Raw genomic sequence first — 12,515 nt, forward strand, 5'->3', positions numbered from 1 at the left:
TCGAGGGCGGCGCGGGCTGCCTCCGCTTTCCCTACCGCTGCCTGGGCTTTCACATCCTTTTTGTCCATCGCGAGGGTCTTGGACACCTTCGTGATGGATGCGCCGAATTCGAGCATCTGCGCAACTCCTCGGGTGTGCTGAGCTGCGGTCAGCCCTTCGCGGTGCCGGTTGGCGGTGATCTGCTTGCCGATCCGGTCGACGGCGCGGGCCTTGTCGCTTCCTTCGGTGTCGGGGTAGATCACGACGGGGATGCTGGTCAGGCCGGTTTCGCGGGCTGCGAGGGTGCGTTCCCTCGAAGGTCTGGGCGTGTTGCAGCCGAGATCGGGTTTGACGGAGTTACGTTCGCAGGGTGCCCACTGCGGACGCTGTTTCCGGAGTCAATTCGGACTGGCCCGATGGCGCTGAGTGGATGTTGTACTGGACCACTCGTGGTGTCGAGGTGCCCGTCGGGTTCGACGATGTACTGGACGGGTGGGTGGACATCGATGCCCGCGAGCGGGCGCTGGGCGTCGAGGAGGCCACGCCGATCCTGATCGACCCGGTCGGTCGGATCGACCCGCGACTGGCGAAGTTCTTCCGTCGGTCGAGGTTCGCGTTTCTCGCCGAGGGAACACGGCAGTCGTATGTGAAGGATTACCGCCTGTTCTTCAGCTTCCTGTGGCGTCGCGGAAAGTACTGGGATCAGACCGATTACGACGACGCCGGCGACTACGAGGCGTGGCGACGCCGGTCGACGGACAACCCGCGGCGGGTCGGTGGAGCAAAGTGGGCTCGGGAGTTGGCCGCCTTCAAATTGCTGTTCGACTGGGCGGTGGCCACCGGAGCGGTGCAGCGTAGCCCGGTGGCGACACACACGGTCCGCCGGCGAGACGGCGCCGTGGTCGAGGTGGCCGACAGCCGACCGAAGGACGTGCGGGTCGCCAACGTCAAGTGGGTGACCCCTCGAACCTATCGGCTATGGCGCGACATCGGGTTGCGCGGCTACTCGGGCGACGGTGTGCCGGAGCCGGGTTGGCGGGGCCGCAACGACGGCCGCAACGCAGCCTTCGCGGATCTGTTGTTCGATACCGGACTGCGCCTGCGGGAGGGCGGCTGCTTGCTCACCGTCGAGGTTCCGGTCCCGATGACCGGCCAGGTCTACTGCGAGGGCCCGGTGGCGGCCGCGACCGCGAAGCGCCGCGAACGATGCTTTTACGTCCCCGTGGAGACACTGAGCGGGATCGCCGGCTACGTCGCCACGACCCGGCGTGACGCGATTCGGCGTGCGCAGCGGGCGGGCCGATACGACCGGCTGCCGGGGAAGCTGATCGTCACCAAGGCGTCGGCAGGTCAACGCCGACTGTCCTGGGAAGACGGGTTGGGGCGCCGCGGCGAGTTCCCCGTCACCGCGATCGAGGAGCGGCAGCGGCGTCGACTGTTCGTCGAGGGCGAGGCGGGGCTCGAACCGCTGCAGTTGTGGCTCACCGATGCCGGTCTGCCGATGGACTACCGCTCCTGGGAGGCGGTGTTCGCCGCGGCCAACGCCCGGTGCCTGCGGTTCGGAAAACCGATCGGCATCACTCCGCACAGCTGCCGACATTCCTTCGCGCTGAAGATGCTGGTCACCCTGCAGCGTGGACTCGATGCCCGGTTCGGCCTGGACGAGGCGGAGCGAGACCACCTGCGCAACGTCTACGGGAATGCATTCACGCTGGTCAAAGACCTACTAGGACACCGGAGCGAACAGACGACCCGGGAAACTTACCTCGAACCGCTCAACGGTCTGCGCCTCGGAATGATCCTGGACGGCAGCGACGACCTCAGCGCGGTCCTCGCGCGAGTCTCCGCCTCCACCGGCCGGGTCGTCAATATCGCACCCGACGAGGGAGCCTAACGTGGCGGGCCGACATCGGAGCAAGGCGGTGTTGCCCACCGCGGAGTATCGACGTCCGGCCTCGTTGGACAGCACCGGCCTGGTGGCGACCCTGTGGTTCGAAAACGGCACCGCCAAAGGCGTTTTCGACTTCACCTCACTGCCGGGCACCGTGCAGCTGCGGCAACAGTTCGCGGCGGCGTTCGACCGCAAGATCGGACCGGCAGGCCCGTGGCGTGCCTGGGACACCTGCTACTGCGGCTATCAGAGTGCTCGGTTGCTGCTGAGCGGGTTGGCCGCCCTGGAGCAGCCACCGGCGACGATGGCGCAGATCACCCCCGCCGTGTGGCTCTCCTGGCGGATGTCGCTTCCCCCGACCGCCGGAACCCGCCACCACCTGGTCGCACTCCGATCGCTGCTGGCCCAGGCACGCGAGCTTCCACCCGAGACACTCGAGATCGTCGATCGGCGCGTTGATCCCGCGCCGGCGTCGACGGAGATCGCCTACACCTACCAGGAGTTTCTGCGCATCCGGTCGGCCGCCGCGACCGTCTTCAACAGCGCCCTGGTCCGGATCCGGGACAACCGCGAACATCTGCGCCGCTGGCGGGCCGGCGAGTTCCAGGCGGCGAGCAGCGAATGGTTGCTCGGTGAGGCGCTGGACTGTGTGGCCCGCACGGGTGACGTGCCGTTGCACGCGCAGGCGTGGCGGCGACCGTCGCGCCGCCATCTGACCGCACTCGGTGGGCGTGCACCGCAGCAGACCTGGGGCAGGCTGTTCCTCAGTCGCAGCGAAGTGTTCGCGGCGGCGGTCCTGTTGGTGGCCACCGAGTCGTGGAACAAGTCCGTGGTCCACCGGATGCGGGTCCCTGAGCACGACCCGGCGGTCGCCGACGACGTCGATGTCTACACCGTGCACCTCGACAAGCCCCGCCGACCGGTGCGACTGCGGCACACCAGCGCCAACCTCGTCGACAACGGCCCGGGCAGTCCGGGACGGCTGGTGCGCCACGTCATCGAGGCCACCGAACCGGCCCGGGAGACCCTGGCGGTGCTTGGCCGGCCCACTGAGCAGCTGCTGGTCTACCGCACCGCGTGTCCGTCCCGCCGCGGACAGGAATTCGCGTTCGGCATCGCCAAGAGCCTGACAGTCGGGACCGAATCGGTGAGTCTGCGCCGACTGCGGCGCACCGTGCAGGTGCTGATCCGCAAGGAACCGGCTCAGAACACCCAAGTGGTCCACGACACCGTCTACATGCTGCGAGATCCCGCCGGCCGAGACGCCGCCGGCGAGACGATCGCCCGAGGACTCACCGACGCCGCCGAGCACGCCCACCTCCTCGGTGCGATGCGGCTGGTCCTCGGCGGCGACGCCGAGACGTTGGTCGAGTTGTCCGACGATCCCGAGCTCGCCGCCGCCATCCAACGAGGCGACCTCGACACCGCCACCGCGGCCTGCACCGATTACACGCACAGCCCACACAACGACCCGGGCCTGCCGTGCACCGCGTCGTTCCTGCTGTGCTTGGCCTGCCCGAACGCGGTCGCCACCCGACGGCACCTGCCGCGTCTGGTCCACCTGCACGACGGGTTGACCGAACTGCACACCGTGCTGGACACCACCGTCTGGGACCGGCAGTGGCAGCAGCACTTCGAGCGGGTTTCCGTACTGTTGGACACCCACACCACCGCGGGCGAACGATCCGACGCTCGCACTCGGGTCACCGATGCGGACCGCACGACCATCGACCGGCTACTCCGCAGGACCTTCGACGCATGAGAACCGCCCGCACCTCGAACCCCGGCGTCGACGGACACCGGCTGGTACACGACGCCGATCCCTTCCTCGATCTGCATCGACTGCCCGACACCTACGACACCGAGTCCGTGTCCCGGTTCGGCGACCTGCGGTGGGATCTGTCCCCGCTGAACACCAACGACCACCAGGTGCACGATTGCCTGAACTGGCAGCTGTTTCCGCTGCCGCTACGGTCCTCGTTCCGACGCGCCGGGTGGGCGTTGGTCAACCTACCGACCCCCGAGGCGCTACTGGAAAGTCGGACCGCCCGCAGACGCAAATGGCTGCACCCGGCGTCGATGCGCAACGTCGTCGGCCAATGGTGCCAACTCGCGCAGTGGCTGCTCGCCCGCGATATCACCGAACTCGGTGCGCTGACCGTGGACGACCTCGCCGACTACGCCGTCGAGGTCGGACGTCTCGGGATCTCCACGACGACGGCGGTCAATCGTCTCGCCGCCGTCACTCTGCTGTGGGGGTTCGCGCCGCATCTGCCGCTCGGTGACCGCATTCCGATGCCGCCCTGGCAGGCCGAAAGCATGCGGGACTACCTGCCGCGCACCGATACCGCCAACGAGAACGGCACCTCCCCGATCCACCCGGCGGTGATGTCGCCGCTGCTGATCTGGGCGATGCGGTTCGTCGATGACTTCGCCGACGACATCCTCGCCGCCTGGCAGGAACACCACACGCTGACCGGCCGGATCCGGCCGCACGCCGACCCTGCGTCGTCCGCGGCCATGCGGGAGCTGGTCGAACAGTACGCCGCCGAGAATCGGCCGCTGCCCGGTTGCATCCACAACGGGCGCCCGATGCTCGCGATCTCCTACCTCGCGGGCCGCGCCAATGCCAGCAAGGAGCAGGCCAGCCACGCCGTCCGGGCCTACGGACCGCACCTGCCCGTGGCGGGGGAGGCACCGCTGAGCAGCCCCATTCGGGGGCGCCTGGACGGGCGAGCGTGGCTCGAGCACATCACCTTCCACGAGGCCCCGCGGCTCATGCACCGACTGTCCACGGCCTGCCTGATCGTCATCTTGTACCTGACCGGGATGAGACCCGGTGAAGCGCTCGAACTGCGCGTCGGGTGTTGCCCGGAACCCGGGACCGACGGCACTCGCCCATCCGGCCATCAGATCCACGGCAACTACTTCAAGGGCGCCCGCGACGGCGACGGCAAGCATGTGGTCGGTGGGCTTCCCCGGGACACGCCCTGGACGGTGATCCCGCCGGTGGTCCGCGCGGTACGCGTGCTCGAGCGAATGGCGGATGGGCCGTTGTTGTTCCCCGTGAAAACGGCCTGGGCAGCGACCACGTCGGGCTCCCGGAAGCGGTGTGGGGAGGCACTGACCTGTCAGGGTGCCAACAGTCGGATCGTGGCCTTTGTCGCATGGCTGAACGACTACGCGGCCCGCACCCGCCCCGACGAATGCATCCCCGACGATCCGCACGGCCCGGTTAAGGTCAACCGCTTCCGGCGGACCCTCGCCTGGCACATCGCCCGCCTGCCCGGTGGCCGCGTCGCGCTCGCGGTGCAGTACGGACACCTGCGCGCCTCCACGATCACCGACGGCTACGCCGGACGAGCACGCGACGGACTACGCCGGATCCTCGACATCGAAACCGCCCGAGCCATGGCCGACTACCTCGACACCGTCGCCGATCGCCTCCACCGCGGCGAACACGTCTCCGGACCCGCCGCCCGCCGCCTGATCGGCGCCGCCACCGGAGCCCAGCTCCGATTCGAAGGCATGTTCCTGACACCCAAGCAAGCGCGCGCACTGCTCGCCGTCCCGCAATTCCACGTCTACGACAACCCCGAAGCGTTCCTCACCTGCAACTACGACCCCGCCAAAGCGCTCTGCCACCCGGACCGTGCCCATCCATCCGGGCGATCGACATCCCCGGCGATCGACCGGTGCGATCCCGCCTGCGCGAACATCGCGCGCACCGACACCCACATCGCCGCACTGCGCAGCGAGATCGCCCGGCTCCGCGAAGAAATCGTCGAGCCGGCAACCCCGATGCCGCTGCGTGAACGCCTCGGCCACCGAATTGCCCACCTGGACAAAATCGTCGAACAACATGAGCGGACCCGCACCCACGAACCGCGAGGAGACCGAAGTTGACCGATGACGACGACCGGCGTGCCATCACCGCGGCGATGCAGCGACTGTTCGCCGGAACACCGCTGCGGTCGTCGGGCAAGCTGGATATCGTCACCCTCGCGCAGGAAGCCGGGGTGAAGCGAAACAAGCTGACCCACAAGCACACCGACCTCAAGGATCTCTTCTACGCGCAGCGACGAACCCGCGACGGCGTCCCCGACAACGAGGTCAAGCTCCGCGAGCAGATCGCCACCCTGCAGAAGTCGAACCAGTCGCTGCGAGACGAACGGGACCGCTACCGCCTGACCAGCGAAACGTTCGCTCGCGCGTTGCACGTACTGACCATCGAGAACGACAACCTCCGGCGGGAGGCACGCAACCGACCGCCCCACCCCTCGCGCCGCTCGGGCCATCCGCGCCTGGTCGGTCACCTCGAGCCTGGACCGTCGCCATCACGTGAGACGTAACCACCGGGGTGCTTGTCGGTTGTTCTGGACCGAAATTGGCACTCCTTGGCCACATCGACGGACTGTCCTATTTGGATGAGTGATCGGGGCACCGCAGTGCGGGCGCGGTGTCCCAGCCGGCGTCGGTCAGCCACCGGAGAATCGAATCGGGAAGCGAACCGATCTCCATGGGCGGGCGGACGGACCGGTGAGGATGGTGGCCGTCACCACAAACGGTGCAGGCGATGTCGACGGCGGGCTGATCGGGTTCGCAATGCCGACAGTGGTGTCTGCTGGTCAGCTGTCCGGGCCGGTCCGGATCCAGGTGGAGCCAGTCCACGGCGAGGTCAGCGCGTTGATGCGCGGCCTCGGCGCGGGTGGTGGACTCGTGCCCGCAAGTCGGGCAGATACGCGAGGACCGCACAGGCGGAGACGGTTCCGGCGGTGCCGTGGGCTCCGATCGGCGCGTCATTCCCTTACTCAGATGCCCGTACACCGTGGAGGCTAAAGGCTGAGAACCCTGTTCGCAGGATTATGGGCGCTCAGCCGGAGGGTTGATGGCCCCTCACGCCAACTCGACGACTGTTCCGAGGTCGTGAAGATCTTCGCCGGAGTGATCTTCGCCCCGCTCGCCGCGATCGCACAATGTGTCCGTGACGGCTCGCGCTGTACCCACCGCGAAAGCAACGGGGACCCCTATGACAATCGACAGTGCTGCGGCGCCTGCATCAACTGCCAGCCCCGCGGCCCCGAGCACGCTCGCCACCGTCTCTCGGGTGCCCATACCCTCACCTTTCGTCCGACCGCGCGCCGGTCCAAGCCCTTTATTCTCACGTTTCTTCGAGATCGCAGTACGTAAAAAGACGCTACGAGGGATCTTGACCTCGCGAGCACGAACCGGCTGGACAGTTTCCGCCCCGGCAGCGGCACCCGACGGTGTGGTGGTGCTGAGGCTGCTCGACGCCTGGCACTCGCCGAGGTCATCGGTGCTGACGTTTCGTCTCCACCTCGATCTTGTCGGAGGATTGGACGGCCTGGCGCACCGACCTGTCGGATTCGAGTTCGGCGATCCGCTCTCGCAATCTCCGGCTCTCGAGTTCGACGCTGCTGTTCGCGCCGGTCAGCCAGGGGTCGTTCTCCCACCAATTGATGCCTACCTCTTTCGCGGTCTCGAGTGAGGCGATGACCAATCGCACCTTGATGGTCAGTAGTTCGATGTCGAGCAGGTTGACCTGGATGTCTCCGGCGATCACGAGCCCCTTGTCGAGGACCCGTTCGAGGATCTCGCCGAGATTCATCGACTGGTGCCCGCCGCCCGAGGTCTGCGGAAGGATGTGCACCGCCGCCGGCAATGGTCATGACTGGATCCACCATAGCGACGCCGCCCAGTGTACCTCGATATCGTTCGCGGAAACCCTTGTACTCGAAGGGATTGCGGCTTCCATTGGAAGTATCGGCGATGCGTACGACAATGCCCTCGCCGAGAGCAGGTCGGGTTGTTCAAGACCGAGGTGATGGCCAAGAACAACCCGTTCCACGCGGGGCCGTACAAGTCCACGCCACGATGGAGTGGGTCGACTGGTTCAATCGGAGTCGCCCGCACAGCCGACTCGAGTACCTCACCCGGATGAGTTCGAGGCGGCCTACCTCCATCAAACCCGGGACGATTCAGCTGTCGGGTGGTCGTGGATCTGGTTTCTGCCGAGCTTGTACTGAGACCGGCAGATCAGTTGTTGAGCACGAAGTCAGTGACCAGCCGATTGAACTCGTCCGCGTGCTCGAGCTGCGCCCAGTGGCCACAGCGGTTGATCAGCACGGTCCTGGAGTTCGGAATGCCGGCGGCCAGGAACAGCGAGCCCTCGAACGTAGCGACACGGTCGTCGCGGCCGTGGATCAACAGCGTCGGTGCGGCGACGTCACCGAGTTTGGACTGGTCGAGCCATATCGGGATCGGTGCCAACGGGATTCTCTTGGCGACGTTCTCCAGGTGCTCGGGGTGTTTGAGAGCGTTTTCCGAGCGCTCCTTCATCAGTTCCGGGCTGGCAAATCTCTGGTGGTCGAAGACCATGATGTCGACGAGCTTGGCCATTCGCTCCGGGCTCGGGTCTAGGTACGCGTCGTACATGATCTTGATGCCCTCGCTCGGACCGGCGGGACCGAAGAGGAACGGCTTAGCCTGTACGGGGGGTCCCATCGTAATGAGATGCGAGATGCGTTCGGGATGCTCGATGGCGAAACGGATCGAGTTGTGTCCGCCCATCGAGTTGCCGACGAGCGCGGCTTTCTCTATGCCAAGAGCGTCGAATAGCTCCACGAGTACGGTGACGTGGTCGATTTTGTCGAAGTCCACCGGATCGGAGTCACCCCAGCCGGGCATGTCCGGCACGACGACCCGGAAGTGTCGGGAGAGGGCCTCAATGTTCGGTGCGTAGTTGCTCCAGCCGGTCGCGCCGGGGCCCCCGCCGTGGAGCAGCACGACCACGGGACCTTCGCCAGCCTCGATGTAATGGATCTTCCAGCTCTTGGTCTGGACGTTCTTGCCGACGACGCTCGGGTCCATGCTCACGTCAATCTCCGATCTTTGAGTTCGTGGCGCCAGCAATGAGCTGCTCTGCGACGATGCTCGGGTTCATGTGCCCCCAGCTGTTGAGCTTGTCGAGGGTCTTGGGCTCCCACGTCGCGTCGTCGATGAGCAGCCCGCCCCAGCCGTACTCGACGCTGAAGCCTGAGGGAGTCTCGACGTAGAAGCCGAACATCATGTCGTTGGGGTGCATGCCGATCGTCATGTGCAAGGGCTGGTGGTCCGCCAGACAACGATCCCAAGCGAGGCCGACGTCACGGATGTCGGTCACCTCGATCATGAAGTGGTGGTTGCGCTTCGGGAACGGCATGTCTCCAAGCGCGATGGTGTGATGGCGTGGATTGCAGTGCAGGAAGATCAGGTCGGCGAAGACACCGGGTGCGACCTCCTCGATGATGGTGTCGCTGATCTTGAAGCCAAGCAGGTCGTTGTAGAAGCGGAGATAGTCCTCGCGGCTAACGCCGTGCGACAGCAGTACCTGGTGACCGGCGCCCCCCTGTCCGGTGACGAAGGTGCCGAGCAGAAGTTCGGACTTGAACGCTGTTTCGGCGTCCGCGAAGCCGGTCACGAGCTCGATCCGGTTGCCCATCGGGTCTGCGGTGACGACGACCCGATCGACCTTGCGGTCCGCCGCAAGGTCGGCATCCCCTTCAGTCACCTCCAAGCCTGCGGCGCGCAGCTTCTCTGCAAGGGCATTCAGCTCGGCGGACGACGACACCGAGTAGCCCGATGCGACGAGGTCGTCCTGTGTGCCCTGCTCGATGACCCAGCGGTGCGCTTTCTGATCGGTACGGAGGGTAAAGCCCTTGGTGGTCTTCGCGCCGTATTGCATACCTAGGAGCTCGCCGAAGTGCTCCCACTCGGCGAGGTCGCTGACTTCGTATACGACATAGCTGAGCTCGGTCACACCAGCTGTGGGTAGTTTCTGGGTTCCGTTTGTCACGGGTGTCTCCCTATGTTGCTCGAGGGTCGGTTCGGCAAGGTCATTCGGTTTCATGAGCGTTAAGGGCGAGAATTTGTTTCAATGCGGCGAGGAGCCGCGGCTCGGCGTTAGTCGAATCGATCGCACGCCAGCCGATGATGTGGTCCGGACGGATCAGCAGGGCGCCGTCCTCCTCTACTTCGCAATCTGTGGCGTAGGTGCCCCATGAGTCCTCGTAGTCGCCGCCGCGGCCGATGGTGATGACAGCGACCTCGACGCCGAGCTCAGCCCCGGTCTTCGCAGCAGCAACCCGCCAGTCCTCGCCGCCCGCGACGCCGGTCAGGATGGTGAAGCGGCCCTTTCCTACAAGGTCGATGACGGGGACTTTGCGCTGCTCCTTGGTCATCCACGCGTGAATGACGTGACGGCCCGGGAACGTGGAGCGGAAATACCAGAACTCCGGGTCCTTCTCTGGCTTAGGGGCAGGCTCACCGTCGGTGACGACCGCCGGAGACTCGTAGGCCTGGTTCATCTCCATACCGTGTGAGTTGAAGATGGTCAGTGTTCCTTGGATGGCCGCGTCAAGCTCCCGCCGCATCACGGCGGCCTCCTTGGTTGGCTTCTCCAGCTCCACAAGCGCTGCTTCGTACGCAGACCGGTCCGCACTGGGCGGCAGCCCCAAGGCCTTGAACATCGGCGGGACTACACCCAGAGTGCGCGTCACTCGGTCGACCAGATGACGCGCCACAGGCACACGCTCATCCCGGTAGGTCTCCAACAGGCCAGGTCCTGCCTGCCCCTTGAGCACGGCCGCAAGCTTCCAGGCCAGGTTGAAACTGTCTTGGACCGAAGTGTTGGAGCCCAAGCCGTGCATCGGCGTGTGCCGGTGCGCTGCGTCCCCTGCGACGAAGACCCGCCCTCTCATGTTGTCGGCGACGTTCATGTGGTTCACAGACCAGAGCGAGATGGACTCGATCTCTACCGGGATGGAGTCGTCACCGATGAGCCGGTGCGCGATCTGGACGCCGAGCTCGTCGGTGAGCTCGGGCGTACCCTCAGCCGGGTCGTAGCCCCAGTTGGCCAGCCATCGCTTGAAGGGCTGAATCACGCGCATTACGCCGATGCCCATGCCCATCGCGCCGACGCCGGGTTGAATAAGCCAGTACATGTCTGCCGGGCGGTGTTCGGTCAGGCGGGTGAGGTCTGCTTTGAAAACGACGTTAATGTTGCCGCCCTCGCCCATCTCGCCTTCCAGGGGCAGTCCAAGCTGCTGAACGATGGTCGAGCGCCCACCATCAGCGCCGATCAGGTACTTCGAGCGGACCTCGTACTCCTGACCAGTGACACAGTTGACGAGCTTCGACGTGACACCATCGACGTCCTGAACGAAGCTGATGAACTCGGTGTTGGCCGAGTACGTGGTGCCGCGCAGGGCTGCGGCCGTGACCAGGATGGGCTCCATCCGGTCCTGCGGCAGGTCACAGATAGAGGTTGCCGCGGCCAGATCGTGTTCGGCCTTCCAGTACGGGTGGGAGTACCAGGTTTGCAGCCGGCCGAACTCCTTGCCAGCGAGATCGGTGGCCCACACAGTGGTGCCGATGACGTCCTGAGGCATCGCCCAGGCCTTGGCCTGGTCCTCCAAGCCGAGGTCCCGCAACACCTCCATCGTGCGCTGGTTCACGATGTGCGCCCGCGGGCTATTCGCAACACCGGGATACTTGTTGACCATCATGTTCGCGATGCCATATGTGGACAGCAGGGCTGCGGCAGTCGCGCCCGCAGGTCCAGCGCCGACGATGAGAACATCGGTCTCGGTGGTAACCATGAATTGACCTCCCTGCACAATGTGCGTGGGTTTATCTCAAGCAAGACTGACCGATCGATCAGTTCATGTCGAAGATCACACGAAAGGGGTGTACATGTCAAGCACCAGGCGCGGCGAGCGCTCGCGCGACGAGATTCTTGACGCCACTGCACGCCTCATGGCCGAACGGGGCTACGACGGGACGTCGGTCGCCGCCGTGGCCACGGCGGTCGGCATGCCCAAGAGCCTCGTCTTCCACCATTTCCGCTCCAAGATTCGGCTTCTATCAGCGGTCATGGCCCGCGGCGCCGACCGGTTTTTCGACGAAATGCGTGAGGCGCAAGCTCAACCGCCGGTGGGCGGTACCCACGAGGAGCGTTTGGCGTGGTACCTGGACCGCGCCGCCGAGGCCTTGGTGCGACACGACGACTTCCACAGGCTTCACTCGATCCTGATGATGACCAGTGATGTGATGGACCCCGAGGTCCGCGAGGCCATCACCCGCATCCGTTCCGACGGCAGGGCGCACATGCACCGCATGATCGCGTCGGCCTTCGCCGACCTAGGGCCAGTGCGCGCGAGTGCGGTCGCGGACGAGCTGACAGTATTCGGCATGGTTGGCATCGACGGATCCTTCATAGCGCAACGCGGCGACGGCATTCCACTTACCTCGCAGGTGGCCCAGATCACGAAGGCCATGATCGCCATCGGCGAAGCCCACGCTGCCGCATTCGATGACGGGGTAAGGGCGAGCCACACGTGAGCTCTGCGGGCGGGAGCTCTTGTGAGCTCCTGTACGCGGATGATCGACAGCCCAAAGAACATGATGATCAACTGACCGTCCCTGACCCCGCAGATGCTGCGGCTTGCTCGACCAGTTCCCCACCACGAAATCCGGCCCGCACCGATTCGATTGCGACAAGCCGACAAACGCTGACACAACACAGCCACTTTCTGGGGAAGGTGCGGCGCTGGCCGTCGCGGACGACGATCGTTCCGTCTGCGGT

The 12,515-nt window shown here is 65.5% G+C and carries 10 protein-coding genes and 3 pseudogenes; 6 read left to right on the forward strand and 7 right to left on the reverse strand.

Going from position 1 to position 12,515, the window contains the following annotated elements; translation table 11 throughout:
- Nucleotides 1-242: pseudogene (locus tag G8767_RS34215) on the reverse strand (chromosome partitioning protein ParB); the annotation flags it as partial.
- A gap of 107 nt (nt 243-349) precedes the next feature.
- On the opposite strand from G8767_RS34215, the gene G8767_RS34220 reads away from it, so the two are divergent.
- From G8767_RS34220 to G8767_RS36120, 4 genes are read left to right on the forward strand one after another with little or no spacing between them, the layout of a single operon-like run.
- Nucleotides 350-1,873 (forward strand): site-specific integrase, encoded by a 1,524-nt coding sequence (locus G8767_RS34220; protein ID WP_166814146.1) that lies wholly within the window; start codon nt 350-352, stop codon nt 1,871-1,873.
- Nucleotide 1,874: 1 nt separating this feature from the next.
- A complete protein-coding gene (locus tag G8767_RS34225; RefSeq protein WP_166814148.1) occupies nt 1,875-3,632 on the forward strand; it encodes a hypothetical protein in 1,758 nt (585 codons plus the stop codon).
- The gene (locus tag G8767_RS34230; protein ID WP_166814150.1) at nt 3,629-5,776 is read left to right on the forward strand and encodes a phage integrase family protein; all 2,148 of its coding nucleotides are present in this window, start codon (nt 3,629-3,631) and stop codon (nt 5,774-5,776) included. Before G8767_RS34225 ends, G8767_RS34230 begins: the two co-directional genes overlap by 4 nt.
- Nucleotides 5,773-6,222 carry a hypothetical protein gene (locus tag G8767_RS36120; RefSeq protein ID WP_210461522.1) on the forward strand — a complete coding sequence of 150 codons (450 nt, stop codon included), beginning with the start codon at nt 5,773-5,775 and terminating at the stop codon, nt 6,220-6,222. Before G8767_RS34230 ends, G8767_RS36120 begins: the two co-directional genes overlap by 4 nt.
- 67 nt (nt 6,223-6,289) lie before the next feature.
- Here G8767_RS36120 and G8767_RS34240 read toward each other — a convergent pair whose 3' ends face one another.
- From G8767_RS34240 to gvpJ, 3 genes and pseudogenes are all read right to left on the reverse strand, one after another.
- The gene (locus G8767_RS34240; RefSeq protein WP_166814152.1) at nt 6,290-6,673 is read right to left on the reverse strand and encodes a Hin recombinase; all 384 of its coding nucleotides are present in this window, start codon (nt 6,671-6,673) and stop codon (nt 6,290-6,292) included.
- Between the two features lie 93 nt (nt 6,674-6,766).
- On the reverse strand, nt 6,767-6,985 hold the full coding sequence (locus tag G8767_RS34245) for a hypothetical protein (protein ID WP_166814154.1): 219 nt from the start codon (nt 6,983-6,985) through the stop codon (nt 6,767-6,769).
- A 196-nt stretch (nt 6,986-7,181) separates the two neighbouring features.
- A pseudogene (gene gvpJ, locus G8767_RS34250) lies at nt 7,182-7,560 on the reverse strand (gas vesicle protein GvpJ).
- A gap of 6 nt (nt 7,561-7,566) precedes the next feature.
- On the opposite strand from gvpJ, the pseudogene G8767_RS36125 reads away from it, so the two are divergent.
- A pseudogene (locus tag G8767_RS36125) lies at nt 7,567-7,689 on the forward strand (IS3 family transposase); the annotation flags it as partial.
- 238 nt (nt 7,690-7,927) lie between these two features.
- On the opposite strand, the gene G8767_RS34255 reads toward G8767_RS36125, so the two are convergent.
- The 3 genes from G8767_RS34255 to G8767_RS34265 all read right to left on the reverse strand — a co-directional run bounded on the left by G8767_RS34255 (nt 7,928) and on the right by G8767_RS34265 (nt 11,529).
- Nucleotides 7,928-8,761 (reverse strand): alpha/beta hydrolase, encoded by an 834-nt coding sequence (locus G8767_RS34255; protein ID WP_206030025.1) that lies wholly within the window; start codon nt 8,759-8,761, stop codon nt 7,928-7,930.
- Nucleotides 8,762-8,768: 7 nt separating this feature from the next.
- Entirely contained in the window at nt 8,769-9,689 is a 921-nt protein-coding gene (locus G8767_RS36130; RefSeq protein WP_246860003.1) for a VOC family protein, read from the reverse strand.
- 76 nt (nt 9,690-9,765) lie between these two features.
- Nucleotides 9,766-11,529, reverse strand: a complete 1,764-nt coding sequence (locus G8767_RS34265; RefSeq protein ID WP_166814160.1) for an FAD-dependent monooxygenase — start codon at nt 11,527-11,529, stop codon at nt 9,766-9,768.
- A 94-nt stretch (nt 11,530-11,623) separates the two neighbouring features.
- On the opposite strand from G8767_RS34265, the gene G8767_RS34270 reads away from it, so the two are divergent.
- Entirely contained in the window at nt 11,624-12,271 is a 648-nt protein-coding gene (locus G8767_RS34270) for a TetR/AcrR family transcriptional regulator (RefSeq protein ID WP_206030024.1), read from the forward strand.
- Nucleotides 12,272-12,515: the final 244 nt, after the last annotated feature.

Source organism: Rhodococcus sp. IC4_135 (assembly GCF_011602025.1).
Taxonomy (GTDB): Bacteria; Actinomycetota; Actinomycetes; order Mycobacteriales; family Mycobacteriaceae; genus Rhodococcus_F; species Rhodococcus_F baikonurensis.

Coding starts and splice junctions, on each gene's coding strand:
- G8767_RS34230 (WP_166814150.1), top strand. CDS start 3,629: ATGAGAACCGCCCGCACCTCGAACCCCGGCGTCGACGGACACCGGCTG.
- G8767_RS34240 (WP_166814152.1), bottom strand. CDS start 6,673: ATGACGCGCCGATCGGAGCCCACGGCACCGCCGGAACCGTCTCCGCCT.
- G8767_RS34245 (WP_166814154.1), bottom strand. CDS start 6,985: ATGGGCACCCGAGAGACGGTGGCGAGCGTGCTCGGGGCCGCGGGGCTG.
- G8767_RS34255 (WP_206030025.1), bottom strand. CDS start 8,761: ATGGACCCGAGCGTCGTCGGCAAGAACGTCCAGACCAAGAGCTGGAAG.
- G8767_RS34265 (WP_166814160.1), bottom strand. CDS start 11,529: ATGGTTACCACCGAGACCGATGTTCTCATCGTCGGCGCTGGACCTGCG.
- G8767_RS34270 (WP_206030024.1), top strand. CDS start 11,624: ATGTCAAGCACCAGGCGCGGCGAGCGCTCGCGCGACGAGATTCTTGAC.